The organism is Pseudomonas sp. KBW05, from assembly GCF_003852405.1.
Lineage (GTDB): Bacteria > Pseudomonadota > Gammaproteobacteria > Pseudomonadales > Pseudomonadaceae > Aquipseudomonas.
Window position 1 is genome coordinate 141325 of sequence record NZ_QAJM01000006.1, and the last position, 25972, is coordinate 167296.

The 25972-nt window shown below is 62.1% G+C and carries 27 protein-coding genes and 1 pseudogene; 14 read left to right on the forward strand and 14 right to left on the reverse strand.

Annotation, left to right across the window (positions count from 1 at the left end):
• Both DBR46_RS30485 and DBR46_RS05485 read left to right on the forward strand, forming a co-directional pair.
• Positions 1 to 259 (forward strand): annotated as a pseudogene (locus tag DBR46_RS30485) (serine/threonine protein kinase); the annotation flags it as partial.
• Positions 252 to 1040: a VacJ family lipoprotein gene (locus tag DBR46_RS05485; RefSeq protein ID WP_124525329.1), complete on the forward strand. Its 789-nt coding sequence runs from the start codon at positions 252 to 254 to the stop codon at positions 1038 to 1040. The pseudogene DBR46_RS30485 and the gene DBR46_RS05485, both read left to right, overlap by 8 nt.
• A gap of 57 nt (positions 1041 to 1097) precedes the next feature.
• Here DBR46_RS05485 and DBR46_RS05490 read toward each other — a convergent pair whose 3' ends face one another.
• Positions 1098 to 2012 carry a DUF808 domain-containing protein gene (locus DBR46_RS05490; protein ID WP_124525330.1) on the reverse strand — a complete coding sequence of 305 codons (915 nt, stop codon included), beginning with the start codon at positions 2010 to 2012 and terminating at the stop codon, positions 1098 to 1100.
• A 133-nt stretch (positions 2013 to 2145) separates the two neighbouring features.
• On the opposite strand from DBR46_RS05490, the gene DBR46_RS05495 reads away from it, so the two are divergent.
• Together DBR46_RS05495 and DBR46_RS05500 are read left to right on the forward strand one after the other, a co-directional pair.
• A complete protein-coding gene (locus DBR46_RS05495) occupies positions 2146 to 2751 on the forward strand; it encodes a TetR/AcrR family transcriptional regulator (RefSeq protein ID WP_124525331.1) in 606 nt (201 codons plus the stop codon).
• Between the two features lie 205 nt (positions 2752 to 2956).
• Complete coding sequence (locus tag DBR46_RS05500) at positions 2957 to 3415, forward strand: transposase (protein ID WP_124525332.1); 459 nt, start codon at positions 2957 to 2959, stop codon at positions 3413 to 3415.
• Positions 3416 to 3549: 134 nt separating this feature from the next.
• On the opposite strand, the gene DBR46_RS05505 is transcribed toward DBR46_RS05500, so the two are convergent.
• On the reverse strand, positions 3550 to 3990 hold the full coding sequence (locus tag DBR46_RS05505; protein WP_124525333.1) for a heme-binding protein: 441 nt from the start codon (positions 3988 to 3990) through the stop codon (positions 3550 to 3552).
• Between the two features lie 256 nt (positions 3991 to 4246).
• Here DBR46_RS05505 and gcl point away from each other — a divergent pair, with 256 nt between their 5' ends.
• The 8 genes from gcl (at position 4247) to DBR46_RS05545 (ending at position 13712) form a co-directional block, all read left to right on the forward strand.
• Positions 4247 to 6022: a glyoxylate carboligase gene (gene gcl, locus DBR46_RS05510; RefSeq protein ID WP_026136466.1), complete on the forward strand. Its 1776-nt coding sequence runs from the start codon at positions 4247 to 4249 to the stop codon at positions 6020 to 6022.
• A 10-nt stretch (positions 6023 to 6032) separates the two neighbouring features.
• Complete coding sequence (gene hyi / locus DBR46_RS05515; RefSeq protein WP_124525334.1) at positions 6033 to 6815, forward strand: hydroxypyruvate isomerase; 783 nt, start codon at positions 6033 to 6035, stop codon at positions 6813 to 6815.
• A 189-nt stretch (positions 6816 to 7004) separates the two neighbouring features.
• Complete coding sequence (locus DBR46_RS05520; RefSeq protein ID WP_124525335.1) at positions 7005 to 7895, forward strand: 2-hydroxy-3-oxopropionate reductase; 891 nt, start codon at positions 7005 to 7007, stop codon at positions 7893 to 7895.
• Positions 7896 to 8067: 172 nt separating this feature from the next.
• On the forward strand, positions 8068 to 9348 hold the full coding sequence (locus DBR46_RS05525) for a glycerate kinase (RefSeq protein WP_124525336.1): 1281 nt from the start codon (positions 8068 to 8070) through the stop codon (positions 9346 to 9348).
• A complete protein-coding gene (gene pyk, locus DBR46_RS05530) occupies positions 9338 to 10753 on the forward strand; it encodes a pyruvate kinase (protein ID WP_124525337.1) in 1416 nt (471 codons plus the stop codon). The genes DBR46_RS05525 and pyk overlap by 11 nt, the downstream gene beginning before the upstream one ends.
• A 129-nt stretch (positions 10754 to 10882) precedes the next feature.
• Positions 10883 to 11746, forward strand: a complete 864-nt coding sequence (locus tag DBR46_RS05535) for an urea transporter (RefSeq protein ID WP_124525338.1) — start codon at positions 10883 to 10885, stop codon at positions 11744 to 11746.
• A gap of 31 nt (positions 11747 to 11777) precedes the next feature.
• A complete protein-coding gene (locus tag DBR46_RS05540; RefSeq protein WP_124525339.1) occupies positions 11778 to 12602 on the forward strand; it encodes an ion transporter in 825 nt (274 codons plus the stop codon).
• A 105-nt stretch (positions 12603 to 12707) separates the two neighbouring features.
• The gene (locus DBR46_RS05545; protein WP_124525340.1) at positions 12708 to 13712 is read left to right on the forward strand and encodes a sulfate ABC transporter substrate-binding protein; all 1005 of its coding nucleotides are present in this window, start codon (positions 12708 to 12710) and stop codon (positions 13710 to 13712) included.
• A gap of 44 nt (positions 13713 to 13756) precedes the next feature.
• Here the strand turns inward: DBR46_RS05545 and DBR46_RS05550 are convergent, their stop codons facing one another.
• Together DBR46_RS05550 and DBR46_RS05555 are read right to left on the reverse strand one after the other, a co-directional pair.
• Positions 13757 to 15118, reverse strand: coding sequence for a hypothetical protein (locus tag DBR46_RS05550; RefSeq protein ID WP_124525341.1), 1362 nt, complete (start codon positions 15116 to 15118; stop codon positions 13757 to 13759).
• A 124-nt stretch (positions 15119 to 15242) separates the two neighbouring features.
• Positions 15243 to 15857, reverse strand: coding sequence for a DUF5666 domain-containing protein (locus tag DBR46_RS05555; RefSeq protein ID WP_124525342.1), 615 nt, complete (start codon positions 15855 to 15857; stop codon positions 15243 to 15245).
• A 171-nt stretch (positions 15858 to 16028) separates the two neighbouring features.
• On the opposite strand from DBR46_RS05555, the gene DBR46_RS05560 reads away from it, so the two are divergent.
• Positions 16029 to 17225, forward strand: a complete 1197-nt coding sequence (locus DBR46_RS05560) for an MFS transporter (RefSeq protein ID WP_124525343.1) — start codon at positions 16029 to 16031, stop codon at positions 17223 to 17225.
• A 39-nt stretch (positions 17226 to 17264) separates the two neighbouring features.
• Here the strand turns inward: DBR46_RS05560 and DBR46_RS05565 are convergent, their stop codons facing one another.
• The 3 genes from DBR46_RS05565 to DBR46_RS05575 all read right to left on the reverse strand — a co-directional run bounded on the left by DBR46_RS05565 (position 17265) and on the right by DBR46_RS05575 (position 19104).
• Positions 17265 to 17669, reverse strand: coding sequence for a type II toxin-antitoxin system HicB family antitoxin (locus DBR46_RS05565; RefSeq protein ID WP_016978509.1), 405 nt, complete (start codon positions 17667 to 17669; stop codon positions 17265 to 17267).
• Between the two features lie 11 nt (positions 17670 to 17680).
• A complete protein-coding gene (locus DBR46_RS05570; protein ID WP_026136468.1) occupies positions 17681 to 17869 on the reverse strand; it encodes a type II toxin-antitoxin system HicA family toxin in 189 nt (62 codons plus the stop codon).
• A 107-nt stretch (positions 17870 to 17976) separates the two neighbouring features.
• Positions 17977 to 19104: a cytochrome P450 gene (locus DBR46_RS05575; RefSeq protein WP_124525344.1), complete on the reverse strand. Its 1128-nt coding sequence runs from the start codon at positions 19102 to 19104 to the stop codon at positions 17977 to 17979.
• A 76-nt stretch (positions 19105 to 19180) separates the two neighbouring features.
• Here DBR46_RS05575 and DBR46_RS05580 point away from each other — a divergent pair, with 76 nt between their 5' ends.
• Entirely contained in the window at positions 19181 to 19867 is a 687-nt protein-coding gene (locus DBR46_RS05580) for a helix-turn-helix transcriptional regulator (RefSeq protein WP_124525345.1), read from the forward strand.
• 126 nt (positions 19868 to 19993) lie between these two features.
• On the opposite strand, the gene phnN is transcribed toward DBR46_RS05580, so the two are convergent.
• From phnN to DBR46_RS05615, 7 genes are all read right to left on the reverse strand, one after another.
• Positions 19994 to 20554 carry a phosphonate metabolism protein/1,5-bisphosphokinase (PRPP-forming) PhnN gene (gene phnN, locus DBR46_RS05585; RefSeq protein ID WP_124525346.1) on the reverse strand — a complete coding sequence of 187 codons (561 nt, stop codon included), beginning with the start codon at positions 20552 to 20554 and terminating at the stop codon, positions 19994 to 19996.
• Positions 20555 to 20604: 50 nt separating this feature from the next.
• Positions 20605 to 21186 (reverse strand): histidine phosphatase family protein, encoded by a 582-nt coding sequence (locus tag DBR46_RS05590; RefSeq protein WP_177414001.1) that lies wholly within the window; start codon positions 21184 to 21186, stop codon positions 20605 to 20607.
• Between the two features lie 200 nt (positions 21187 to 21386).
• Entirely contained in the window at positions 21387 to 21785 is a 399-nt protein-coding gene (locus tag DBR46_RS05595) for a hypothetical protein (protein ID WP_124525348.1), read from the reverse strand.
• A gap of 16 nt (positions 21786 to 21801) precedes the next feature.
• Entirely contained in the window at positions 21802 to 22986 is a 1185-nt protein-coding gene (ccmI, locus tag DBR46_RS05600) for a c-type cytochrome biogenesis protein CcmI (RefSeq protein ID WP_124525349.1), read from the reverse strand.
• Positions 22979 to 23452 carry a cytochrome c-type biogenesis protein gene (locus DBR46_RS05605; RefSeq protein WP_017734370.1) on the reverse strand — a complete coding sequence of 158 codons (474 nt, stop codon included), beginning with the start codon at positions 23450 to 23452 and terminating at the stop codon, positions 22979 to 22981. The genes ccmI and DBR46_RS05605 overlap by 8 nt, the downstream gene beginning before the upstream one ends.
• On the reverse strand, positions 23449 to 23985 hold the full coding sequence (locus DBR46_RS05610) for a DsbE family thiol:disulfide interchange protein (RefSeq protein ID WP_017734371.1): 537 nt from the start codon (positions 23983 to 23985) through the stop codon (positions 23449 to 23451). The genes DBR46_RS05605 and DBR46_RS05610 overlap by 4 nt, the downstream gene beginning before the upstream one ends.
• The gene (locus tag DBR46_RS05615; RefSeq protein WP_124525350.1) at positions 23982 to 25970 is read right to left on the reverse strand and encodes a heme lyase CcmF/NrfE family subunit; all 1989 of its coding nucleotides are present in this window, start codon (positions 25968 to 25970) and stop codon (positions 23982 to 23984) included. The genes DBR46_RS05610 and DBR46_RS05615 overlap by 4 nt, the downstream gene beginning before the upstream one ends.
• Positions 25971 to 25972: the final 2 nt, after the last annotated feature.

Below are 25972 nucleotides of genomic sequence, written 5' to 3' on the forward strand. Positions count from 1 at the left end.
GCGCGCCCGCACCGATGGCGGCAGCCTGCTGCAACTGGTTGACCAGGTCAGCCTGTACGCCCTCAAGGACTACCTGCACAGCAGCAAGAAAATCGCCGTCATGCACAACGCCGACGACGTGATCCTAGGCCCTGGCGACCTCGGCTTCCTGCGCAAAACCTTCGGCGATCGCTTGACCGTCTACCCGCTGGGCGGCCACTGCGGCAACCTCAATTACCGCGTCAACGCCGACGCCATGCTGGAGTTTTTCCGTGGCTAAATATCTTCTGCTACTCGCCGCCTTGATGTGCGCGGGCGTGGCCAATGCCGACAACAGCAAGGCCCACGAACCGATCAAGGTCGACTCCGATGGTTTCAAGGAGCCGCTGTCCAAGCTCAAATTCAACCCCGGCATGGACCAGCGTGAGTTCGAGCGTTCGTCGCTCACCGCACTCAACGTCTACGACCCGCTGGAGGCCTGGAACCGTCGGGTGTACCACTTCAACTACCGCTTCGACCAATGGGTCTTCATTCCCGTGGTCAACGGCTACACCTACGTGACCCCAAGCTTCCTGCGCACTGGCGTGAGCAACTTCTTCAACAACCTGGGCGACGTGCCCAACCTGTTGAACAGCCTGCTGCAGCTCAAGGGCCATCGCTCCCTGGAAACCACCGGGCGCCTGCTGCTCAACACCACCGTCGGCATCGCCGGCCTGTGGGACCCGGCCACCGCCATGGGCCTGCCACGCCAGAGCGAAGACTTCGGCCAGACCCTGGGCTTCTACGGCGTGCCCGGCGGTGCGTACCTGGTGTTGCCGGTCTTCGGCCCGTCGAACCTGCGTGACACCACCGGCCTGATCGTGGACTACACCGCAGAGAGCCAGATCAACTTCCTCAACGTCTCCGAAGTCAGCTCCAATCACCCGGAAATCTGGGCCCTGCGTGCGGTGGACAAGCGGTACCAGACCAGCTTCCGGTATGGCCAGATGAACTCGCCGTTCGAGTATGAAAAGGTGCGGTATATCTACACGGAATCACGCAAGTTGCAGATTGCCGAGTAAATAACGCCCACAAAAAAAGGCCATTCGATTGAATGGCCTTTTTTTATGGCCGCGAGATCAAGCCTTCACAGTTTTCCAGAGCTTGCCCAGCACGCTGACCAACGCCAGCACCACGGCCCCCGCAACAATCCCCGCCACGCCATTGAGCAGCATCGGCACCAACCAAGCCACCCCGCCTGCGCCTTGGCTTACCGTCTCGATCCAATGATGCACCACCGGCACACCATGGGTCAGGATGCCACCACCCACCAGAAACATCGCCGCCGTACCAATCACCGACAGGCTCTTCATCATGTACGGCGCCGCGCGCAGGATTGCGCCACCGATACTGCGCGCCATCTGGCCGGGCTTCTGCGTCAGCCACAGGCCCAGGTCATCCAGCTTGACGATGCCGGCGACCAGCCCATAAACCCCCACCGTCATGACGATAGCAATGCCGGAAAGCACGATCACTTGCTGCATCAACGGCGCATCCGCCACGGTGCCCAGGGTGATGGCGATGATTTCGGCGGAGAGAATGAAATCGGTGCGGATCGCGCCTTTGATCTTGTCCTTTTCGAACGCCACCAGATCGGTTGCCGGATCGGCTACCGCTTCAACCAATTGCGCGTGCTCGGCTTTGTCCTCGTCCTTGCTGTGAAGAAATTTGTGCGCGAGTTTCTCGAAGCCTTCAAAACACAGGTAAGCACCGCCGAGCATCAACAGTGGCGTAACGGCCCACGGCGCAAACGCGCTGATCAACAACGCCGCTGGCACCAGGATCAGCTTGTTGACGAACGAACCCTTGGCCACCGCCCACACCACGGGAATTTCCCGCTCGGCACGTACACCGGAAACCTGTTGGGCATTCAACGCCAGGTCGTCGCCCAATACGCCGGCGGTCTTCTTCGCGGCCATTTTTGTCATCAAGGCAACGTCATCGAGTACGGCGGCGATATCGTCGATCAGTACCAGTAAGCTGCTGCCTGCCATAAATCGGTCTTCCATAAAGAGGGGTACGCCGAGCATAGCGCGGCGCAAGGCTTTGCGGGCGCCTTGTTGAGGCTCGCGGATAGCCGGTGCTACCATGCGCAACCGCCGGTCTTGGCAAGGAATCACCTGGTTTATGAGCAGCATTCGCGAGCGCAACAAAGAAAAAATCCTGCGGGCGGCGAGCGAGGAGTTTGCCGACAAAGGCTTCGCCGCGACCAAAACCAGCGACATCGCCGCCAAGGCCGGGCTGCCCAAGCCCAACGTCTATTACTACTTCAAGTCCAAGGACAACCTCTACCGCGAGGTGCTCGAAAGCATTATCGAGCCGATCCTGGCCGCCTCCACACCATTCAACCCGGAGGGCGAACCCAAAGAAGTGCTGAGCAACTACATCCGCTCGAAAATCCGCATCTCCCGCGACCTGCCGTTTGCCTCCAAGGTCTTCGCCAGCGAAATCATGCACGGCGCCCCGCACCTCAGCGCGGAACAGGTCGAGCAACTCAACGCCCAGGCCAAGCACAACATCGACTGTATCCAGCACTGGGTGGATCGCGGCCTGATCGCGGCCATTGACCCCAATCATTTGATGTTCAGCATCTGGGCGGCGACGCAGACCTATGCGGATTTTGACTGGCAGATCTCGGCGATCACCGGCAAGGCCAAGTTGGATGAGGCGGATTATGAGGCGGCGGCGTTGACGATTATTCGGTTGGTGTTGAAGGGGTGTGAGCCGGACTGATACACCGTGGTGAGGCCATCGCAGGCAAGCCAGCTCCCACAGGTTCCTGCGTCGCACACAAAATGTAAGAACACCGCAAATCCCCTGTGGGAGTGGGCTTGCCCGCGATAGCGCCCGTCCAGACACATCCTGCCAAAAGCCGGACCATCAGCATCTACCACCGAGTTCTAACCTCTCAGAACCCCCACTGAAGAGAGGCCATGGAATGCCTGAACTCCCCGCGTCAAAACGCCTACGCTTCGGCCGGCATGATGAACCCAGCCGTATTTACCTGCTGACCACCAATACGCTTGACCGCGACCCCGTTTTCCAGGACTTCAAGCTCGGCCGCCTGGTGGTCCAACAATTCAGGATTGCCCAGAACCAGGGCCTGGCGACCTCCTTGGCCTGGGTCGTAATGCCGGATCATTTCCACTGGTTGGTCTCGCTGGAGAAAGGCTCACTGGCCGGTCTCATGCGCCAGGTAAAGTCCAAAAGCACCCGCGTCGTGAATGCGGTAGCCAGACGTCAGGGCCGCCTCTGGCAGCCGGGTTTTCACGACCATGCCGTGCGCCGCGAAGAAAGCCTTGAAGGGATCGCCCGGTATATCGTGGCCAATCCCCTAAGAGCTGGATTGGTAAAAAGATATGGCGACTATCCGTTGTGGGATGCCATTTGGGTTTGACCTGAGACCGAATCGCCGCCATCGCAGGCAAGCCAGCTCCCACAGTTGAGCGTATTCACAAATTTAGATATGTGAACCCAATCAATTGTGGGAGCTGGCTTGCCTGCGATGAGGCCCGACAGATCACCCAAAAATCAAGCCGACACCCCCGCATCCGCCAACAACCCCACCCCCTCAATCGCCGTTATCGCGCACTGCTCGTCAATATCCGACGTATCCCCGCTGATCCCGATCGCCCCCAACACCCGACCCTCCTGATCCCGGATCAACACCCCACCCGGCGCCGGCACCACGCTGCCCTGCCCCAGGCTGTTCAACGCGGCGATAAACGCCGGCCGTTGCTGCGCGTCCAGTGCCAGCAGGCGTGAGCCCTTGCCCAGGGCAATCGCGCCCCAGGCCTTGCCGATGGCGATCTGCGGGCGCAGCAGGCTGGCGCCGTCTTCCCGTTGCAGAGTGATCAGGTGCCCACCGCTGTCGAGCACCGCGATGGTCAGCGGTGCCGCCGAAATGGTGCGCCCGGCAGTAAGGGCCTGGCTGGCCAGTTGGGTGGCGAGTTTCAAGGTTAAAGCGCTCATGGTGCCGTCCTTATCTTGTTATGAGAAAAGCGGTGGAGGTCTGAAGGATCAGATGCTCGATCAAACAAATAGAACACAATGACATTTGTTTTTGTATACAATATTTTCGAACAAACCTCCCATACGTCGTAAAAATGCCTTCCGACGAACGCAAAGGCCCGCCGATAAAATGGATTGACCTGCGCAGCTCGCCGTGAATACACTTTGACCAGACACCACTTGTATACAATTACAAAACGCAAGAGGCACCAAAATCATGAGCAAAATGAGAGCAATCGAAGCCGCCGTTCTGGTAATGCGCCGTGAGGGCGTGGACACCGCCTTCGGTATCCCAGGCGCTGCGATCAACCCGCTGTACTCGGCCTTGCAAAAGGTGGGTGGCATCGATCACGTCCTTGCTCGCCACGTTGAAGGCGCCTCCCACATGGCCGAGGGCTACACCCGCACCAAGGCCGGCAATATCGGCGTGTGCATCGGCACCTCGGGCCCGGCGGGTACCGACATGGTCACCGGTCTGTACAGCGCCTCGGCGGACTCGATCCCGATCCTGTGCATCACCGGCCAAGCCCCTCGCGCCCGGATGCACAAGGAAGACTTCCAGGCCGTGGACATCACCAGCATCGTCAAGCCGGTGACCAAGTGGGCAACCACCGTGCTGGAACCTGGCCAGGTGCCTTACGCGTTCCAGAAAGCCTTCTATGAAATGCGCTCCGGCCGCCCAGGCCCGGTGCTGATCGACCTGCCGTTCGACGTGCAGATGGCCGAGATCGAGTTCGACATCGATGCCTACCAGCCGCTGCCCCTGGCCAAGCCACTGGCCACGCGCATCCAGGTGGAAAAAGCCCTGGCCCTGCTCGACCAGGCTGAGCGCCCGCTGTTGGTCAGCGGTGGTGGCGTGATCAACGCCGACGCCAGCGATCTGCTGGTGGAATTCGCCGAACTGACCGGCATCCCGGTGATCCCGACCCTGATGGGCTGGGGCACGATTCCCGATGATCACCCGCTGATGGTGGGCATGGTCGGCCTGCAAACCTCCCACCGTTATGGCAACGCGACGATGCTCAAGTCGGACGTGGTGCTGGGCATCGGTAACCGCTGGGCCAACCGCCACACCGGTTCGGTGGAGGTGTACACCGAAGGACGCAAATTCATTCACGTCGACATCGAGCCGACGCAGATTGGCCGCGTATTCACCCCGGACCTGGGCATCGTTTCCGACGCCGGTTCTGCCCTGACCATGTTCATTGAAGTGGCTCGCGAGTGGAAAGCCGCCGGCAAGCTCAAGGACCGCAGCGCCTGGCTGCACGATTGCCAACAGCGCAAAGCCACCCTGCACCGCAAGACGCACTTCGACAACGTACCGGTCAAGCCGCAACGGGTGTACGAAGAGATGAACCAGGTGTTCGGCAAAGACACCTGCTACGTCAGCACCATCGGTTTGTCGCAGATTGCCGGTGCACAATTCCTGCACGTCTATAAGCCACGCCACTGGATCAACTGCGGCCAGGCCGGCCCGTTGGGCTGGACCATTCCGGCTGCGCTGGGCGTGGTCAAGGCCGATCCAAGCCGCAAGGTCGTCGCGCTGTCCGGCGACTACGACTTCCAGTTCATGATCGAAGAATTGGCCGTGGGCGCGCAGTTCAAGCTGCCGTACATCCACGTGGTGGTGAACAACTCCTACCTCGGTTTGATCCGTCAGGCCCAGCGCGGGTTTGAGATGGACTACTGCGTGCAGCTGTCGTTCGACAACCTCAACGCCCCGGAACTCAACGGTTATGGCGTCGACCACGTGGCTGTCGCCGAAGGCCTGGGTTGCAAGGCCCTGCGTGTGTTCGAGCCGGGCCAGATCCAGCCGGCCTTGCGCAAGGCGCAGGAAATGATCGAAGAATTCAAGGTACCGGTGATCGTTGAGATTATTCTGGAGCGCGTGACCAATATTTCCATGGGCACCGAGATCAACGCCGTCAACGAATTCGAAGATCTGGCCCTGGTCGGCAACGATGCGCCGACCGCCATTTCCCTGCTCGATTAAGGAGAACCCTATGCCGCGCTTTGCCGCCAACCTGTCCATGCTGTTCACCGAGCACGACTTTCTTGCTCGCTTCAAAGCGGCCGCCGATGCGGGCTTCGAAGGGGTCGAATATCTGTTCCCGTATGAATTCAGCTCGGCTGAAATCAAGGCCCATCTCGACGCCAACGGCCTGACCCAAGTGCTGTTCAACCTGCCGGCCGGTGACTGGGCCCAAGGCGAACGCGGCCTGGCGTGCCACCCGGATCGGGTTGAGGAATTCCGTGCTGGCGTCAAGCTGGCCATCGCCTACGCACAGGTACTGGGCAATACCCAGATCAACTGCCTGGCGGGCATTCGTCCGGCCGGTGTGGATGACGAGACCCTCGAAAAAACCTTCGTTGCCAACCTCAAGTACGCCGCCGACAAGCTGCAAGCGGTGGGCATCAAGCTGGTGATGGAGATGATCAACACCCGTGACATCCCGGGTTTCTACCTGAACAACACGGCGCAAGCCCTGTCGATCCGTGAGCAGGTGGGCAGTGCCAATCTGTTCCTTCAATACGACATCTACCACATGCAAATCATGGAAGGCGACCTGGCCCGCACCATGGCCGCGCACCTGGATGAGATCAACCATATCCAGTTGGCGGACAACCCAGGGCGCAACGAGCCGGGCACCGGTGAGATCAACTACCGGTTCCTGTTCGAGCATTTGGACCGCATTGGATACAAGGGTTGGGTTGGCTGTGAATACAAGCCGTTGACCACCACCGAGGCAGGCCTCGGCTGGCTCAAAACCCACAACGCGATCTAACTGACACACCACAAAACCCAATGTGGGAGCGGGCTTGCTCGCGAATGCGGTGGATCAGTCGACGCAAATGTTGAATGAAAGACCTTTGCGAGCAAGTCGAATCGTCGCACCGCCGCTCCCACATTTGGATCTCCTGTGTCTGGCAGACCGAGACTGGCCTGCCTATCGAATAACAAGAGGATTTTCATCATGGCTAAAATCGGATTCATCGGCACCGGCATCATGGGCCAACCCATGGCCGCCAACCTGCAAAAGGCCGGTCACCAACTGTTCCTCTCCGAACACCACGGCAAGGCCCCGCAAGCCCTGGTCGACGCCGGCGCCATCGCCTTGGCCGACCCGCAGCAAGTGGCCCAGGAAGCCGAGTTCATCATCGTCATGGTGCCCGACACCCCGCAGGTCGAGGACGTGTTGTTCCGCGCCGACGGCGTAGCCGCTGGCCTGTCGCCAAACAAAGTGGTGATCGACATGAGCTCGATCTCCCCCACCGCCACCAAAGCCTTTGCCGCGAAGATCAACGCGACCGGCGCGCAATATCTGGATGCCCCGGTATCCGGCGGTGAAGTCGGCGCCAAGGCTGGCACCCTGAGCATCATGATCGGCGGCGAGCCGCAGACCTTCGAACGCGCGCTGCCGCTGTTCCAGGCCATGGGCAAGAACATCACCCTGGTGGGTGGCAATGGCGATGGCCAGACCGCCAAGGTGGCCAACCAGATCATCGTCGCGCTGAACATCCAGGCCGTGGCCGAAGCGCTGCTGTTCGCGTCCAAGAACGGCGCCGACCCGGCCAAGGTGCGTGAAGCGCTGATGGGTGGTTTTGCCTCGTCGAAGATCTTGGAAGTGCATGGCGAGCGCATGATCAAAGGCACCTTTGATCCGGGCTTCCGCATCAACCTGCACCAGAAGGACCTGAACCTGGCGCTGGCCGGTGCCAAGGAGCTGGGGATCAACCTGCCGAACACCGCTGGCACCCAACAGGTATTCAGCACGTGCACCGCCATCGGTGGCGGCAACTGGGACCACTCGGCGCTGATCAGGGGCCTGGAGCACATGGCGAATTTCTCGATTCGCGACAAGTAAACCTTGATTTGAAATGCGGTCAAATGTGGGAGCGGGCTTGCTCGCGAAAGCGGTGGACCAGTCAGCATGGATGTTGAGTGTAAGACCGCATTCGCGAGCAAGCCCGCTCCCACATTTGATCGCATTCCAATTGCTGCATCCCTAATAACAAGAATCCCCCGGGAGCCCGCTTATGTCGGTCGATCCGCAACACCTGCTTCGCGAGCTGTTTGCCACAGCCATCGACGCCGCCCACCCCCGGCAAGTCCTTGAACCCTACCTGCCCGCCGACCGCAGTGGTCGAGTGATCGTGATCGGCGCCGGCAAGGCCGCTGCCGCCATGGCTCTCGTCGTCGAAAACTGCTGGCAAGGCGAAGTCTCCGGCCTGGTGGTGACCCGCTACGGCCATGGCGCGCCCTGCAAGCACATCGAAGTGGTCGAAGCCGCCCACCCCGTGCCCGACGCCGCCGGCCTGGCCGTGGCCAAGCGCGTGCTGGCACTGATCAGCAACCTGAGCGAAGACGACCGTGTGATCTTCCTGCTCTCCGGCGGTGGCTCGGCCCTGCTGGCCCTGCCGGCCGAAGGCATCAGCCTGGTCGACAAGCAAACCATCAACAAAGCCCTGCTCAAATCCGGCGCCACCATTGGCGAGATGAATTGCGTGCGCAAGCACCTCTCGGCGATCAAGGGTGGCCGCCTGGCGAAAGCCGCCTGGCCCGCGACGGTGTACACCTACGCGATTTCCGACGTGCCGGGCGACCAGGCCACGGTGATCGCCTCCGGCCCCACGGTCGGCGACCCGAGCACCTCGGCCCAGGCCCTGGCGATCCTCAAGCGCTACAACATCGACGCCCCCGCCGCCGTGCGCAGCTGGTTGCAGAACCCCGCCTCGGAAACCGTCAAGCCCGGCGACCCGGCGCTCGCCCGCAGCCACTTCCAACTGATCGCCCGCCCGCAGCAATCCCTCGAAGCGGTGGCGGTAAAAGTCCGCCAGGCCGGGTTCAGCCCGCTGATCCTGGGCGACCTCGAAGGCGAAGCGCGGGACGTGGCCAAGGTGCACGCCGGGATTGCGCGGCAGATCGTGCAACACGGCCAGCCGCTGGCGGCGCCGTGCGTGATCCTGTCCGGCGGTGAGACCACCGTGACCGTGCGCGGCAATGGCCGCGGCGGGCGCAACGCGGAGTTCCTGCTGAGCCTTACCGACAGCCTCAAGGGCCTGCCCGGTGTGTACGCCCTGGCCGGCGACACCGACGGCATCGACGGCTCCGAAGACAACGCCGGCGCGATCATGACCCCGTGCAGCTACGCCCGCGCCGAAGCCCTTGGCCTGTCGGCCAGCGATGAGTTGGACAACAACAATGGCTACGGCTACTTCGCCGCCCTCGACGGGTTGATCGTCACCGAACCGACGCGCACCAACGTCAATGACTTCCGCGCCATCCTGATTCTCGAGACTGCCAAACATGACGCCTGACAAGAAGGTCAAAATCCTCGCCACCCTGGGCCCTGCCACTGACGGCATCGACGATATCCGCGAGCTGGTGGAAGCCGGGGTGAATATCTTCCGCCTCAACTTCAGCCACGGCGACCATACCGACCACGCCCAGCGCTACCAGTGGATTCGCCAGGTGGAGCGCCAGCTGAACTACCCGTTGGGCATCTTGATGGACTTGCAAGGGCCGAAGCTGCGCGTCGGCCGTTTTGCCGAGGGCAAGGTGCAACTGGTGCGCGGCCAGGCCCTGCGCCTGGACCTGGACCCGACACCGGGCGACCAGTGCCGGGTCAACCTGCCGCACCCGGAAATCATCGCAGCGCTGGAACCCGGCATGGACCTGTTGCTGGACGACGGCAAGCTGCGCCTGCGGGTGATCACCAAACACCCCGAGGCCATCGACACCACCGTGCTGAATGGCGGCGAATTGTCTGATCGCAAAGGCGTGAACGTCCCACAAGCCTTGCTGGAGCTGAGCCCATTGACCGCCAAGGATCGGCGCGACTTGAGCTTTGGCCTGGAACTTGGCGTGGACTGGGTGGCGCTGTCGTTCGTGCAGCGCCCGGAAGACATCCGCGAAGCCCGCGAGCTGATCGGCGACAAGGCGTTCTTGATGGCTAAGATCGAGAAGCCATCGGCCGTGCAGCGCCTGCAGGAAATCGCCGAGTTGAGCGACGCGATCATGGTGGCCAGAGGGGATCTGGGTGTGGAAGTGCCGGCCGAGAGCGTGCCGCAGATCCAGAAAGACATCATCAGTGTCTGCCGCCAGTTGGGTAAGCCAGTGGTGGTGGCCACGCAGATGCTCGAATCCATGCGCTTCTCCCCGGCGCCGACCCGTGCCGAGGTGACCGATGTTGCCAACGCCGTGGCCGAAGGCGCGGATGCGGTGATGTTGTCGGCGGAAACCGCGTCGGGCGAGTACCCGCTGGAAGCCGTGCAGATGATGAGCAAGATCATCCGCCAAGTGGAAAGCGGCCCGGACTACCAGACGCAACTGGATGTGAGCCGGCCGAAGGCGGATGCCACGGTGTCGGATGCCATCAGCTGCGCAATCCGGCGCATCAGCAACATCCTGCCGGTGGCGGTGCTAGTCAACTACAGCGAGTCCGGCAGTTCCAGCCTGCGCGCGGCGCGGGAGCGGCCGGTGGCGCCGATCCTCAACCTCACGCCGAACCTGTCCACGGCGCGGCGCTTGAGCGTGGCGTGGGGGGTGCACTCGGTGGTCAATGACCGGCTGCGCCAGGTGGACGAGGTGTGCTCTACGGCGTTGGAGATTGCCCAGGCCCAGGGCATGGCGCAGCGCGGGGATACGTTGGTGATTACCGCGGGGGTGCCGTTTGGGCAGCCGGGGTCGACCAATTCGCTGCGTATCGAGACGCTGATTTAGCGCCTGTAAGGGCCCCTTCGCGAGCAAGCCCGCTCCCACATTCGACTGCATTCCAAGGGATGTACTCGGTCAAGTGTGGGAGCGGGCTTGCTCGCGAAGGGGGCAACTCGGTCTAACTGACTTACCCCTATGCACAACCAGACCTGCCCCGACTGGGCCGAAGCCCTGCTCAACGGCTTCAGCCAGATATTCCTCCAGCGCCAGCCGCTGTGCGGCCTGCTGTGCCTGCTGGCCATCCTGATCGGCGCCCCGGCCTTGTTCGGCGGGGCGTTGCTGGGTGGCGTCGCGGGTTTGCTCACGGCCCAGCGCCGGGGCTATCCCAAGGCCGAGCGCCAGGCCGGGCTCTATAGCTATAACGGCGTGCTGCTGGGCTTGTTGATCAGCCAGCACTTCCCCTGGTCGGCCTTGTTGCCGCCGCTGATCCTCGCGTGCGGCGGGCTGGCGGCGATGCTTACGCGACAATGGCTGAAGCAGACGACCTTGCCGCCCTACACAGCGCCCTTCGTGGGCATGGGTTGGTTGCTACTGGGCACGGTGCCGCCAGGCGACCTTGCCCTGACCGAGCCAGATACCTTCGCCGTCGTTGCCGCGCCCTTTACCGGGCTCGCACAAATCATGCTGCTGGACCAACCGGCGGCTGGCGTTTTGATTGCCCTCGGCCTGTGGCTGGCCAACCGGCGTGCCGCACTGTGGGCCTTGCTCGGCGCCAGTCTCGGCGGGCTGGTCGCGCTGCTGTTGGACGAACCGACCGGCGCCCTCCTCGGGCTGCACAGTTACAACCCCGCACTCGCTGCCCTGGCCCTGAGCCAATTGCGCCGCCAACCCTGGTTGCCACTGTTCGGCATCGGCCTAGCGATCCTTTTGACGCCTGCCTTCACCTCCCTGCACCTGCCTGCGTTGACCGCGCCCTTTATCCTCGCCTGCTGGCTGGTGCGCGCCGGTGTGCGCCTGCTTCAGAAACCCCGCATGGACAGCCCCTTCGAATCCCCCTAGGCTTGCTCGACATCTGATTCAGGCGGGCTTTATGGACAGCAACAACGACTGGCGCCAGCGGCTCTACGTCATGATTTTCCAGACCGACACCAACGCCGGGCGGCGCTTTGACGGCATCTTGTTGCTGATCATCCTCGCCAGCCTGGTGATCGTGATGCTCGACAGCATCGACGAGATACACCAGAACTACGCCGACGTGCTGGCCTATATCGAATGGGGCTTCACCGTCATCTTCGCCATCGAGTACGGGCTGCGGCTGTATTGCTCACCCAAACCGTTGCGGTATGCCTTCAGCTTTTATGGGCTGGTGGATCTACTGGCCATCGTGCCGGGCATCCTCGCCCTGTATTACAGCGACGCCCAGTACCTGTTGATCATCCGCATCATCCGCATGCTGCGCATCTTCCGTGTGCTCAAGCTCAGCCCGTACCTCAAGCAGGCCAACTACCTGATGGCGGCGCTGCGCGGCAGCAAGCAGAAGATCGTGGTGTTCCTGGTCAGCGTGTGCACCCTGGTGACGGTGTTCGGCACCTTGATGTACGTGATCGAAGGCCCGGAACACGGTTTTACCAGCATTCCCAAGGGCATCTACTGGGCCATCGTCACCCTGACCACCGTAGGCTTTGGCGATATCGTGCCGAAGACGCCCTTGGGCCAGGTGATTTCATCGCTGGTGATGATCACCGGTTATTCGATCATCGCCGTGCCCACCGGGATTTTCACCGCCGAACTGGCCAGCGCCATGCGCGGTGAGCAGTTGCAGCACGACTGCCCGGTGTGCAAGAAAAACAGTCACGAGCCCAACGCCGCATTCTGCGCGCGCTGTGGGAGTAATCTTTTTCGTAAAGTGGAATAAGCAAAGTGCGTTTTAATCTTTAAACGTCTATGCAGGCCCGGCTATAGTCGCTGGCAAATTGCCGTCATTTACACCGTCACCTTCTCGAACAACAAGGAATGAGCAGTGAAAAAACTCGTTAGCGCCTCCCTACTGGCCGCCGGCCTTGCCCTGGCGGGCGCCGTCCAGGCCGCCCCCGTGACACTGCTTAACGTCTCCTACGACGTAATGCGCGATTTCTACAAGGACTACAACGCCGCCTTCCAGAAGCACTGGGACGCCGAGCACCCGAACGACAAGCTGACCTTGCAGATGTCCTTCGGCGGTTCGAGCAAACAAGCGCGCTCGGTAATCGACGGCCTGCCGGCTGACGTGATTACCATGAACATGGCCACCGACATCAACGCCCTGGTGGACAACGGCAAACTGGTGCCGGACAACTGGGTCACCCGCCTGCCGAACAACAGCGCACCGTTCACCTCCGCCACCGTATTCATCGTGCGCAAAGGCAACCCAAAAGCCCTGAAAGACTGGCCGGACCTGTTGAAAGATGGCGTGCAAGTGATCGTGCCCAACCCGAAAACCTCGGGTAACGGCCGCTACACCTACCTGTCGGCCTGGGGCTATGTGCTGAAAAACGGCGGCGACGAAAACAAGGCCAAGGCCTTTGTCGGCAAGCTGTTCAAGCAAGCGCCAGTACTGGATACCGGTGGTCGTGCGGCCACCACCACGTTCATGACCAACCAGATCGGCGACGTGCTGGTGACGTTCGAAAACGAAGCGGAAATGATCGCCCGTGAATTCGGCCGCGACCAGTTCGAAGTGATCTACCCAAGCGTCTCCGCCGAAGCTGAGCCACCGGTGTCGGTGGTCGACAAAGTGGTCGAGAAGAAAGGCACCCGCGCGGCGGCCGAAGACTACTTGAAGTACCTGTGGTCGGCAGAAGGCCAGGAAATCGCAGCCAACAACTACCTGCGTCCACGTGACCCGAAAGTGCTGGCCAAGTACACCGACCGCTTCCCGAAAGTCGACTTCCTGTCGGTGGAGAAGACCTTTGGTGACTGGCGCACCGTGCAGAAAACCCACTTCAATGATGGTGGGGTGTTTGACCAGATCTACAGCGGTCAATAAGCCCTGAGTCAGCTAAAAGCCCCTCAATCCAGGGGCTTTTACTTTTATGCACGGACACACCAGGCATTGCCATCACCTTTTTCGGGGAAAGGCACATCGATCTCCATCCCCTGCCTTTTCAGTTGCAGACGCCTAGCCTGCCCGTCCGGAAACGCCCCGACAGCGAACGGCACCACCACAAACCCACCCTCCTCGCCGCAGGACTTGCTGACCGCCAGCGCAACGGTCGCGCCTTCGAATGTGGCATGGCCTCCCGGCAGCGAAAACCGCGCCAGTAACCCCACGAAAAACTCTTCGGGCACGTGTTCCACCTGGTAAATGCCGCTCAAGCCGATGGAGCCCGCAACGGCCGCCATCGGCAGCAACAGACGTAGGGTAGCGGCATCCTGCAACTGGCTGACGACAGGGTCGATGGCCGGTGCCAGATGTCGATTGCGCTCTTTCACATCTTCTGCGATTCGATGATTGAGCCTCGCGTCTGGAACATCGACCCTTCGCGCAACGGACGCCAACAAGCGTTGCGCTGGCGCCTGCCCCTCGATGATTGCCTGCCACCCCGACGCATCCTTACCTTCCAGCAAGTAAATGGCCAAGGCACCCAATGCATAGCTTTCACCGTCCAACGACAACACCGCCGCTTCCGGGAAGCGCGCCCGCACACTTTGTGCCCATGTTTCAGACGAGTCCGGGGCACCACTCGCCAACTGCCGGGCGAGCCCCTCAATATATTCGGCGGTGCCTTCGACAATATCGTAAAAGTGGATGTCCTGCGCCTCCTGGGGGAACTCGGCCTGCCAACGATCATGCCAGTAGCGCGCCTTGCCCAGCGCGTCGGCATCGCCTTGCAGTGAGGCATATAACGCGCTGATCAGGTGCTGCCGATACTGACGGGGCAACGCCTGTTCAGGGTAGCGCGTGGAGCGCGAGCCCGAAGGCAGTTGCCAACTGTTCTGCGCAAAAAAATGAAAGGCTTCATGGGTTGCCAGTGCAAACAACTCGGGCACGGCGGCGGGATCGCTGAACAGGCGCTGCACCTCTTGCTCAGGCAACTCCTGGCCCAACCCCATGTAGACCGTCGGGCGACCGCCCCACGACAGCTGTTGAAAGTTCTCGTAGTCCGATGACAAGCCAAGCGCTTGTACCGGTTCCACGGCAATTGCTTTGTAGCCGTTTGCATCGATCAACCAGGCGGCCGTGCCGTCGTAAGCCAGTATTTGCGCCTCAGCATAGAACCCAGTCTGTCGCTTCAAGCGCTCCATTGCCGCCAACCTTGGCCAAGCGAGGGCGCTGGCGACAGCCATCCGTTCGACGTAGGCCTTGTTGCTGATCGTCGTAAGATTCTGCTCCGCGGCCCCTGTGGTTCCTGGCACAAACGCCCACAGCAACAACATCCTGATCATCCGCATGGTGACGCTCCCATCCTGATTCAGCCTGCAAAGGTGCAGGCGTCGAATCTAAAACGGATGCGTCATGCGGTCTTGCCAGACCAGCCCTATAACAGTGTCGGAATCGGCCCATACGAAAAATCCTTCACATCGGTGGTGTCACCCCATCCTTGCCCGCCGAAATTGCTTGAGCCGTGATAGTCCCATCCGCCCCCTTCGCCGCAAACAACACCACCTTCACCCCCGCCTTCAACAAGCTGCGATCCCCCGGCTCCAGGTTGACGATCGGCACATCCTCCGGCACCACGATCTTCTGCTCGCCGCCCTTGTACTTCACCGTCAGCGTACGCCCGTTGCTCACCACCAAGTCACCCACGGTGCCGTTGGTCATGCTGCTGCCTTCCTTCAAGTCAAAGGCGCGATGCCCGTCGCCGGTGCCGGCCATGGCCGGTGGGAACACGTGCACTTCCAGCGCGGTCAGGCTGCCGTCGGCATTGGGCATGGCGGCGGAACCGATGTAGCTGCCCGGCTTGATCTCATCGATCTTGGCCAGGGTGACGGCGCGCACCTGGGTGGCTGGGGTCAACAACACAGTGACGTCTTCGCCGCTGTTGACCTTGACGTGCATCGCGTCACCGTCGATGGCGGTGATGGCACCGCGCACGCCCACGCGCGGCGCTTCGGCAGCGTGGGCCAGGCCCACGGCCATGGCGGCGGCGAGGGTTGAAGCCAGGAGCATCTTGTTCAGCGTGATCTTCATGGGATTTCCTGTTTCGGCAGTTGTGTCTGAATGTATCATCACCCTTCGTGCAGAAAGTTAACGATTCACTCATCAATACCGGACATGAGTGTTATCACTGCCAGCGGCCTACCCGGGCTACGGTGTTGTCTTTAGGCTCGCCTCACTTTCCCTCGCTTTTATGAGAACACCATGAACGCTACTTCCCACGCTACAAGCACCATGACCCGGAGCATGGTGATGCTGTTTGCGTTTTGCTGCGGCGCCATCGTTGCCAACATCTACTACGCGCAGCCGATCATCGAACTGATCGCCCCGGACATCGGCCTCACACCGGCCATGGCCAGCCTGATCGTGTCGCTGACGCAAATCGGCTACGCCCTCGGCCTGTTTTTCCTGGTACCCCTGGGCGACTTGCTGGAAAACCGCAAGCTGATGATCAGCACCACCGTGCTCGCCATCGCCAGCCTGCTCGGTGCGGCGTTTATCCAGCAGCCGAACCTGTTCCTGCTGGTGTCGTTGCTGATCGGCTTCAGCTCGGTGTCGGTGCAGATCCTCATCCCGCTGGCCGCGCACCTGGCGCCGGCCGAGTCCCGTGGCCGGGTGGTCGGCAGCATCATGGGCGGCCTGTTGCTTGGCATCCTGCTGGCACGGCCGGTATCCAGCGTGGTAGCGGACCACTTCGGCTGGCGCGCGATGTTCATGGCCGCCGCTGGGTTGATGGCGTTTATCAGCGTGGTCCTGCTGATCACCATCCCCAAGCGCCAGCCAGACCACAGCGCCACCTACAGCCAACTGCTGCGCTCCCTCGGCACCCTGCTGCGCAAGCAACCGGTGCTGCGCCAACGGGCGTTCTACCAGGGTGGTATGTTCGCCACCTTCAGCCTGTTCTGGACCGCAGCGCCGCTGGAACTGGCACGCAATCACGGCCTGAGCCAAAGCGAGATCGCCCTGTTTGCCCTGGTCGGTGCCCTGGGTGCCATCGCCGCGCCCATCGCCGGCCGCCTGGCGGATGCTGGCCACACCCACCGCGCTTCGCTGCTGGCCATGCTGTTTGCAGCGCTGAGCTTCCTGCCGGCCTTTGTCCACCCGCTGTACAGCGTGATCGGCCTGGCTGTCACCGGGGTGGTGCTGGACTTCTGCGTGCAGATGAACATGGTGCTCGGCCAACGTGCCATCTACGCCCTCGACGCCAACAGCCGCAGCCGCCTGAACGCGCTGTACATGACCAGCATCTTCATCGGCGGCGCCTTCGGCTCGGCGATTGCCAGCAGCGTGTACGAACACGGCGGCTGGCTGGGCGTGATGCTGGTGGGCAGCGCGTTCCCGCTGGTGGCGTTGTTGCGGTTCTTGAGTGTTCCCCGCGAAGCCGCCCCGGTTGCCGCTTAAACGCCTGCCCCGTGGGAACTGGCTCCCACAGGACCAAGCTCAGGAGCGCACCAACTTCTCCAAGGCCGCATCCGCCAGGAATGACGAGCGGCTTTTGACCTTGTGCTCGCGCACATAGCGGTCGATACGCTGGATGACATAACCGGGCAAGGTCACATTGACCTTCTCGGTCTTGCCCAGATAGGGCGAGATGTCCAGCTCCAACATGCCCCAGCCCATGCCGGCATAGTCTTCGTGAGCATGATGATTGGCCACCGAGGTGGGCATCGGAATCGGCCCGCCCTCGGCGGCGATCTCCTGCAGCATGATGTGGGCAACTTCCACGGCGGCGTTGTACGCCTCTTCAAAACTGTCCCCGGCGGTGACGGCGCCTGGAATATCGGGGATCTGAATACCGGTGGCGGTGAAGTCATCGCCCCATTCGATACAGATTGGGTATTGCATGAATGCTCTCCTTAAAACTCAAACAAGCCAGCACGCTTTCTGATGCTTCTCACGGTGCCCAGCGGCAGGTCCTTCTTGGGGTGCGGCACCGGGATCGTGTACGGGTTATAGCGATGGGTAAAAATATGATGGCTACCCGTGACCCGATCCAACACCCAACCTGCCTCTTGCAGTTCCTTGATCAATAACCTGCTTTGCACCGCAGCCTCCTTGGCTTGGCCTGAATAAAAGTAACCCTAGAGTTATATTTACTCAAGCACAAAATACGCAAGACTGACTGACGGCTGTTTTGCTGGATGTTGAAAAACTATCCGTTCACAACGCCCGGGCCTGGCGCTACGTGGTGAAACCAGGGAATGCGGCCGTTCAGCGACGGCCAATACGTGAACGGCACAGGCAAGACCGGCTGGCGCTGCAACAACGCCAGAATCACCTGTGAAGCAAGGGTCAGCGCGAGTTGCTGGCCGGGGCACTGATGCCGGCCCACGCCAAAGCTGAACACCCGTCGCTGCGGGCGCTCAAGCAGGAAGCGGTCCGGGTCCGGGTTTGCAGCGCTATCCCGGTTGGCCGAAGCCAGAAGCACCAGAATCGTAGCGCCCACTTCCAGGACTTGGCCGCCAATCGTGCAGCGCTGCGCCACGAATCGCCGGGTGTTTTGCACTGGCGCATCAAAACGCGCCACCTCTTCCACCAGCGCCATCGCCAGTGCTGGCGCGCGTTGAACCTGCTCCAGCAGGTCTGGCCGCCGCGCGAGCGTCACCAGCGTATTGCCGATCAGGCCGGCGGTGGCTTCGCAGGTCTGCGACAACAGGCCGATCAGGTTGGCATTCAGCACGTCTGCGCCCAACCATTCACCGTTGCGGATGGCGGCCAGCAGCGCCGTCTCTTCGAGCACCTTGCTGAACATCTGCCGCAACTGCGAAGCCCCTAGATCGGCGTTGCGCAGTTGCGCTTCGTCACTCAACGGTGAAAGGCAAGCGACAAAATCCCGCGTCAACTCGGCGATCACACGCAACTGATCGCCGGGCACACCGAGCAAATGGGCAATCACCGACACCGGCAAGCGGAACATCCAGTCGTCCAACTGAGTGGCATCACCGCTGAGGTGCTGCACGACGCCCGCGACCTGCTGTGCGCTCACAGCCGCCAGCGCCGGCTCGATGGCGGCCCGTGGGCAGCGATGGGCGATGCCTTCGTTCATGCGCATCAACTGCGCAAACACCTGGCCTGCGGCGCGTTGCGCGATGGCCGCCGGCACCGGCTCGTGCAGTGGCCGTACGCGGCAGTCGGGATGGACCAAGACCGCTTCGACGGTCGTCGCGCGGCTGGCTATCCACAGTCCTAGGTCGACATCGAACAGCAAGCCGCCAGTGCGCCGCAAACTGGCGTAGTAGTCATAGGGATCAGCATGGGTCGCAGCTTGCAGCGGTGTCATTCAGCACATCCTGTTCTCATGAAGAACCGTTACTATCCGCCCCCCCGCACGGCAACGATTCGCTCAGGAACGAAATATGAATGGCTACGACGAAGACGCCGCCCTCTCACAAGTCGCCGGCGCGATTGCCGAACCTGCACGTACGAAAATGCTCTGCGCACTGATGGACGGCCACGCCCGCACCAGCACCGAAATGGCGGTGATTGCCCAGGTCAGTGCCTCCACCGCCAGCGCCCATCTGGCGCGGCTCAAGGACGACGGGCTGATCCAGCTCCACACCCAGGGGCGCCATCGTTACTACAGCCTCACTGGCCCGCATATCGCCCAGGCCATTGAAGGGTTGATGGTGATCAGCCGCCAAAGCGCCAAGGCGTTTGTGCCGAACACGCCAAGTCGCTTGCAGTTCGCGCGTACCTGTTACGACCACATGGCCGGAACACTGGCGGTGCAGTTGCATGACCACTTCATCGCGGCCGGCTGGCTGACGGGCGAAGGGACTTACCAGCTCAGCCCAGCCGGGGAAACAGCCATGCTCGAACTTGGGATTGATCTCCCCGCACTGCACGCCCAACGCCGGCGTTTTGCCTGTGGGTGCCTGGACTGGAGCATGCGCCGCCCCCACCTGGCCGGAGCATTGGGCGCGGCACTGCTGAACAGTGCGATCTGCAAGGAATGGGTGATTCAGGATCTGGATAGCCGCGCACTGGCGCTGACGCCCAAGGGCCGCAGGGCACTGGCAACGCGATTTGGAATACAGGTGTAAGGGCGGTGAACATCAAAGTGTGGGAGCGGGCTTGCTCGCGAATGCGGTGGATCAGTCAGCACATCTGTCACTGATAGACCGAATTCGCGAGCAAGCCCGCTCCCACAGGGGTATGGGGTGCTCAAATCAAATGGCGTTGTCCAGGCAACACAACAGCCGCTCGACCGTATGCTCCAGCGGCCCGGAGTTATCCAGCACAAACAACCCCGACGCATTCCCCGCGATCAGCTCTGCGGTGAACTGCGCATTACGCGCCAGGCGCGCTTCAATGTCCGCCAGTGATTCACGGCCACGCGCAATCAAGCGCTGGCGCAACACCGCCTGATCAACCGTCAGCAACAACACCAACAGCGCCGGATAACGCGCGCGGGTCTGCGCCAGGTGCGCGCGGGAGCCATTGACCAGCACGTCGTCCCCGGCCGCCAGCCAGTCGTCGATTTCCTTGGGAATACCGTAGGACAAACCATTCGCCTGCCAGCTCAGGGCAAACGCGCCCTCGGCTTCCATCGCGGCAAACTGGTCCGAGCTCACACCTTGCGCGGCCTCGCCCACCGCCTCCGCCGAGCGGGTGATGACGCGCCGCACGATGCGGCAACCGCGCGCCGCCAGGCGCGGTCGCGCGGCATCCAACAGGCTGTCCTTGCCCGAACCCGATGGCCCGATGAGATAGATCAACCTGCCTGCCATCCACACACCCTCTTTACCTGTTGCCGGTCAGCCCGCCGGCGGCGGCCACTTTACAGCAGCGCACCCGTGGGCAGCGCCCCAGGGTGAAAATTTTCCAGCACCAGCCGCTCGCCATTCGGCAGTTGCCAATTGTAGAAGTCCGAAAAGTCCCTACGCGCCAGACCACGGATCACCTTGGCCACGAAACCATGGGCCACCAGCAACACAGTACCCGATGGATGGCGTACCGCCAGTTCGGCCAAGCCTTGGTGCACACGGCTGACCACCTCGGCAATCGACTCGCCGCCCGTGGGCCCAACCGCCCATTGCCGGGTGATGTTCTGCGCCCACAGCTGCGGATACTGTGCCTGGGCTTGCGCTTGGGTCAGGCCCTCGAAGACGCCTACATCGCGTTCGCGAAAGCTGTCCATGGTCTCGGGTTCAAGATGCAACGCCTGGTTCAGGATCTGCGCGGTTTGCTGGGCGCGCAAGCGTGGGGAGACGATCAGTGCGTCGATGCCGGTGGGTAGGTTTTGGCTGAGGGAAAAGGCTTGTTCGCGACCGCGTTCGGTCAACTCAGGATCAAGCGCACCTAGGTAACGCTGCTCGGCGTTGGCCCAGGTTTCGCCGTGGCGCACGACGTGTAGGTGCATGAGGTCCATCTCGCAGTTCTGTGGGTGAAGGAGATCCCTGTGGGAGCTGGCTTGCCTGCGATGGCGGTGTGCCGGCAATGAATTCGGTGCCTGACACACCGCCATCGCGGGCAAGCCCGGCTCCCACAGTGGATCTTTATTGAACGGGAGAGAGTGTTTCAAAGGCATGAAAAAAGCGACCTTTCAAAGGTCGCCTTTTGTCATTGCGCGTACTTTTTGCTCAACCCCGGCGGCACGCCCTGAACATTGGTTTCTTCCCACGGCCCGTTCGGGCTGATAGAGCGGCTCCAGCCGTTGCTCCAGCGGTAATACGTGCGCTGGCGGTAGAAGGTGTCGGGCTGATCCTCCAGCACATAGACCTTCATGGTGCCATCCCAGTGGCTCGCCGCACCCGGTGGTGGGGCGAAGGTGGGCGATGACGTCGGTACGGGCTTTTTCGGCGGCGCCGTCACCGGGGTGCTGGGCCTGGTGCTCGGCTGGGTCGCCGGGCCCGACGGCGGGATGGTCGGGCCGGTCGGCGCGGGAGGTGGCCGGTGGACCGCACAAGCACTCAAGCCCAATACCAGGCTGAGCAGGGTAATACGTGCGAATGCGGTCATGGGCGTTTCCTCGAAGTTACTTATCCGGACTGTCGATGGTCAGCTGCTGCAGCGCAGTGGTGGTGCTGGCCAAGGGTTGGCTGCGGCCGATCCACTCGCCAGCGGTCGGAAGACCGGCCCGGGATATGCGCGCAACCAGTTGGACTTCGGGGAAGTTCGACAGTTTCAACTGCGGCATCATTGCGTCGGCATCGCCCAGTTCGACGGTCACCGGCAGTTCCGCGACGGTGACGCGCTTGGCCGCCAACGGTGCTGGCGGGCCGGACACGGCGCGGGCGAAGATGAACACGCTGTCGCCTGGCAGAGCTTTGGCCTTCACTTCAGGCGCCAGGTCTACGCGAACCTTGAGCAAGGCTTTTTGCGCGACGCTGCCACCGCTCTCTTTGAGCTTGTCGGCGGCGCGGTCGATGCCGCCTTGCAGGGCGGCGCGGGAGCCATCTTCGGCGGGCAGTTGCGCCAACAGGCGGCTCCAGTAGTCGATCGCTTCCTGGTAGCGCTGGCCTTCAAAGGCGGCGATGCCCAGCAGGCCGAGGCTGGTGACTTCCTTGGGGTCCAGCTTCAGCGCTTCGTCGGTCAAGGCCTGGACCTTGGGCGACCACTGTTTGTTGTCGGCAAAGTACTGCGCCTGGGCCCACTGGCCGAGCAGTTCCGGCTGGCGCCCGGCCAGGGCCGCCGCACGCTCGAAGACCTTGGCCGCATCCGCCGCGCGGTCCTGGGCCATGTAGGCGCGACCGAGGAAGTACAGGCCTTCCGGCGAGTCCGGCTGGGCGATGGCGGCACGTTCCAGGCGCTGGGTCATGTCTTCCATGGACACCGGCGGCTGGGAGAATTCGCGGGTCAGTTCGACCTTGTCGCTGGCGCCGAAATGCAGGTACAGGCTCACGCCCAACACCGGCACCAGGAAGGCGGCGAGCAACGGCAGCGGTTTGCCCAGGCGCGATTCGCGGGGTTTTTCCACGCCTTCGGTGTCGGCCAGCAATTCGCGCGCGGCTTCGGCGCGGCCGGTGTCGAGTTGGGCGGCGTTGAGCACGCCTTCGTCCTGCTGCACTTGCAGCTCGGCGACGCGTTCCTGGTACAACGCCACGTTCAACGCGGTGCGATCCTCTTCACGCTGGGCACGGCGGCCGCGCAGTACAGGGATCAACAGGAAACTCAGGGCAATCAGAAGCAGCAAGCCGGCTGCGAGCCAGAAATCAATCATCAGTCTTGGTGTCCAGCAATTGGTCGAGGCGTTTACGCTCTTCGGGGGACAGCGCGTCGGAGCCGTCAGTCGGTGCGGCGCGGCGCCGGCGGATGATCACCGCCATCACCACCACACCGCTCAGCAACAGCCCGGCGGGGCCGAACCAGAGCAGCGCGGTCTTGCCGGTGAGCGCCGGTTTGTAGCGCACGAAGTCACCGTAGCGATCGACCATGAAGTCGATGATCTGCTGGTTGTCCTTGCCCTCCCCCAACATGCGGAAGATCTCGCGGCGCAGGTCGGTGGCGATGGGCGCGTTGGAGTCGGCGATGTCCTGGTTCTGGCACTTGGGGCAGCGCAGTTCCTTGGTCAAGTCGCGGAAACGCTCGCGCTCGGCGTCGTTGGCAAATTCATAGGTGTCGATGGCGGCGTGGGCCACGCCGGCCAAGCCCAACGCCAATACAGCGGCGGCTAACAGACGCTTCATGGCTTGGCCTCATCGACCAGCGCCTGGTACTTGGCGGCCAGTTGCTCACGCCACACCACTTCGTCGATCACGCCGACGTACTTGTCGCGGATCACGCCCTTGGCATCGATAAAGAAGGTTTCCGGGGCGCCGTACACACCGAGGTTGAGGCCGAGGTTGCCGTCCTCATCGCGGATGTCCAACTGATACGGGTTGTGGAACTCCGCCAGCCACTTCAAGGCGGCGGCGTTGTCGTCCTTGTAGTTGATGCCGTAGATCACCACGCCCTTCTCGGCCAGCTTGTTGAGCACCGGGTGTTCGACGCGGCAGGAGATGCACCAGGTGCCCCACACGTTGACCAGCGCCGGCTTGCCCAGCAGGTCGGCCTGGGTCAGGGTCTTGTCGCCCTGCACGGTGGGCAGGCTGAACGCCGGGAACGGCTTGCCGATCATGGCCGAGGGCAGCTCGGACGGATCCAGGTAGAGGCCGCGATACAAGACCACCGCCCCCAGCAAAAACACGATCAGGGGGATCGCCATCAACCAACGTTTCATACCGCCGCTCCCTGCATACCGAGGGCTTCACGCACCCGGCTCTTGACCTTGACCCGATAACGCCGATCCAGCGCCGCCAGCAAACCACCAAAACCGGTGAGCAGGCCGCCGAACCAGATCCAACGCACAAACGGCTTCACATGCACACGCACCGCCCAGGCACCGTCGCCCAGCGGTTCACCGAGGGCCACATAGAGGTCACGGGTGAAACCGGCGTCGATGCCGGCTTCGGTCATCATCGAACTCTGCACGGTGTACAGACGTTTTTCCGGGTGCAGCACGGCCACTTCCTTGCCGTTGCGCACGACGCGCACGGTGCCTTTGTCTGACGTGAAGTTCGGCCCTTCGAAGTGCTTGGCGCCTTCAAAGATGAAGTGGTAACCGGCCAGGTCCATGGACTCGCCCGGCGCCAGGCGCAGGTCGCGCTCGGCGCTGTTCTGGCTGGACAGCACCACGCCAAGGGCGCACACGGCGATGCCGATGTGTGCGATCTGCATGCCCCAGTAGCTGCGGGTCAGGCCTGGCAAACCCTTGAGCAAACCTTTGTGGCGGGTCTTGTCGAAGATGTCCCGCACGCCGGCCAGCAATACCCAGGCGGCGAGCAGGAAGGTGGCGAGCACGGCCCAGTTGAAGTCGCCGTAAGCGAAACCGGCGATCACCGCCAGGGCCACGCTGCCGAGCAATACTGGCATCAGCATACCCGCCAGCCATTTCACCGGGGTGTCTTTCCAGCGCACCAGCACACCGACGGCCATCACCACCATCAACAGGCCCATCAACGGAATAAACAACGCGTTGAAATACGGCGGGCCGACAGACAGCTTGGCGCCGCTCAGCGCATCCAGCACCAACGGGTACAGGGTGCCGAGCAAGATCATCGACGCGGCCACCACCAGCACCAGGTTATTGCCCAGCAGCAGGGTTTCCCGCGACCACAGGTTGAAGCCGACCTGGCTCTTGACCACCGGCGCGCGCAGGGCGAACAGGGTCAGGGAACCACCGACGACAAACAGCAGGAAGATCAGGATGAAAATGCCCCGCGCCGGATCGGAAGCGAACGCATGCACCGAGGTCAGCACGCCCGAACGCACGAGGAACGTGCCGAGCAGGCTGAGGGAAAATGCCGCGATGGCCAGCAACACGGTCCAGCTCTTGAACACGCCGCGTTTTTCGGTGACGGCCAGCGAGTGGATCAACGCCGTGCCCACCAGCCAAGGCATGAAGGACGCGTTTTCCACCGGGTCCCAGAACCACCAGCCGCCCCAGCCGAGTTCGTAATAGGCCCACCACGAACCGAGGGTGATGCCGATGCCGAGGAAGGCCCAGGCGACGATGGTCCATGGCCGCGACCAGCGCGCCCACGCCGCATCCAGGCGCCCACCAAGCAAGGCGGCGATGGCGAAGGCGAAGGCCACCGAGAAACCGACGTAACCCATGTAGAGCATCGGCGGGTGCACGATCAGGCCGATGTCTTGCAGCAGCGGGTTGAGGTCGTGCCCGTTGGTAGGAATCTGCGGCAGGATGCGGCTGAACGGGTTGGACGTCATGATCAGGAACAGCAGGAAGCCGATGCTGATCATGCCCATCACCGCCAGCACCCGGGCCAGCATGACTTGCGGCAGTTGGCGCGAGAACACCGACACGGCGAAGGTCCAGCCGCCGAGGATCAGCGCCCACAACAGCAACGAGCCTTCGTGGGCGCCCCACACGGCGCTGAACTTGTAGTACCAGGGCAAGGCGGTGTTGGAGTTATTGGCGACGTAGGCGACGGAAAAGTCGTCGGTCATAAAGGCGTAGGTCAGGCAGCCAAACGCGAACAGCAGGAAGGCAAACTGGCCCCAGGCGGCCGGCTGCGCCAGGCTCATCCACAGACGGTCACCGCGCCAGGCGCCGAGCAACGGCACCACGGCTTGCACGATGGCAAAGCACAGGGCGAGGATCATCGCCAACTGGCCGAGTTCGGGAATAAACAAAGCGGCGTTCATGA

Bases quoted from the DNA above. Each gene is read 5' to 3' on its own strand.
- DBR46_RS05490 (WP_124525330.1), bottom strand. From the start codon at position 2,012: ATGGCAGGCAGCAGCTTACTGGTACTGATCGACGATATCGCCGCCGTA.
- DBR46_RS05495 (WP_124525331.1), top strand. From the start codon at position 2,146: ATGAGCAGCATTCGCGAGCGCAACAAAGAAAAAATCCTGCGGGCGGCG.
- DBR46_RS05500 (WP_124525332.1), top strand. From the start codon at position 2,957: ATGCCTGAACTCCCCGCGTCAAAACGCCTACGCTTCGGCCGGCATGAT.
- DBR46_RS05505 (WP_124525333.1), bottom strand. From the start codon at position 3,990: ATGAGCGCTTTAACCTTGAAACTCGCCACCCAACTGGCCAGCCAGGCC.
- gcl (WP_026136466.1), top strand. From the start codon at position 4,247: ATGAGCAAAATGAGAGCAATCGAAGCCGCCGTTCTGGTAATGCGCCGT.
- hyi (WP_124525334.1), top strand. From the start codon at position 6,033: ATGCCGCGCTTTGCCGCCAACCTGTCCATGCTGTTCACCGAGCACGAC.
- DBR46_RS05520 (WP_124525335.1), top strand. From the start codon at position 7,005: ATGGCTAAAATCGGATTCATCGGCACCGGCATCATGGGCCAACCCATG.
- DBR46_RS05525 (WP_124525336.1), top strand. From the start codon at position 8,068: ATGTCGGTCGATCCGCAACACCTGCTTCGCGAGCTGTTTGCCACAGCC.
- pyk (WP_124525337.1), top strand. From the start codon at position 9,338: ATGACGCCTGACAAGAAGGTCAAAATCCTCGCCACCCTGGGCCCTGCC.
- DBR46_RS05535 (WP_124525338.1), top strand. From the start codon at position 10,883: ATGCACAACCAGACCTGCCCCGACTGGGCCGAAGCCCTGCTCAACGGC.
- DBR46_RS05540 (WP_124525339.1), top strand. From the start codon at position 11,778: ATGGACAGCAACAACGACTGGCGCCAGCGGCTCTACGTCATGATTTTC.
- DBR46_RS05550 (WP_124525341.1), bottom strand. From the start codon at position 15,118: ATGCGGATGATCAGGATGTTGTTGCTGTGGGCGTTTGTGCCAGGAACC.
- DBR46_RS05555 (WP_124525342.1), bottom strand. From the start codon at position 15,857: ATGAAGATCACGCTGAACAAGATGCTCCTGGCTTCAACCCTCGCCGCC.
- DBR46_RS05560 (WP_124525343.1), top strand. From the start codon at position 16,029: ATGAACGCTACTTCCCACGCTACAAGCACCATGACCCGGAGCATGGTG.
- DBR46_RS05565 (WP_016978509.1), bottom strand. From the start codon at position 17,669: ATGCAATACCCAATCTGTATCGAATGGGGCGATGACTTCACCGCCACC.
- DBR46_RS05575 (WP_124525344.1), bottom strand. From the start codon at position 19,104: ATGACACCGCTGCAAGCTGCGACCCATGCTGATCCCTATGACTACTAC.
- DBR46_RS05580 (WP_124525345.1), top strand. From the start codon at position 19,181: ATGAATGGCTACGACGAAGACGCCGCCCTCTCACAAGTCGCCGGCGCG.
- phnN (WP_124525346.1), bottom strand. From the start codon at position 20,554: ATGGCAGGCAGGTTGATCTATCTCATCGGGCCATCGGGTTCGGGCAAG.
- DBR46_RS05590 (WP_177414001.1), bottom strand. From the start codon at position 21,186: ATGCACCTACACGTCGTGCGCCACGGCGAAACCTGGGCCAACGCCGAG.
- DBR46_RS05595 (WP_124525348.1), bottom strand. From the start codon at position 21,785: ATGACCGCATTCGCACGTATTACCCTGCTCAGCCTGGTATTGGGCTTG.
- ccmI (WP_124525349.1), bottom strand. From the start codon at position 22,986: ATGATTGATTTCTGGCTCGCAGCCGGCTTGCTGCTTCTGATTGCCCTG.
- DBR46_RS05605 (WP_017734370.1), bottom strand. From the start codon at position 23,452: ATGAAGCGTCTGTTAGCCGCCGCTGTATTGGCGTTGGGCTTGGCCGGC.
- DBR46_RS05610 (WP_017734371.1), bottom strand. From the start codon at position 23,985: ATGAAACGTTGGTTGATGGCGATCCCCCTGATCGTGTTTTTGCTGGGG.
- DBR46_RS05615 (WP_124525350.1), bottom strand. From the start codon at position 25,970: ATGAACGCCGCTTTGTTTATTCCCGAACTCGGCCAGTTGGCGATGATC.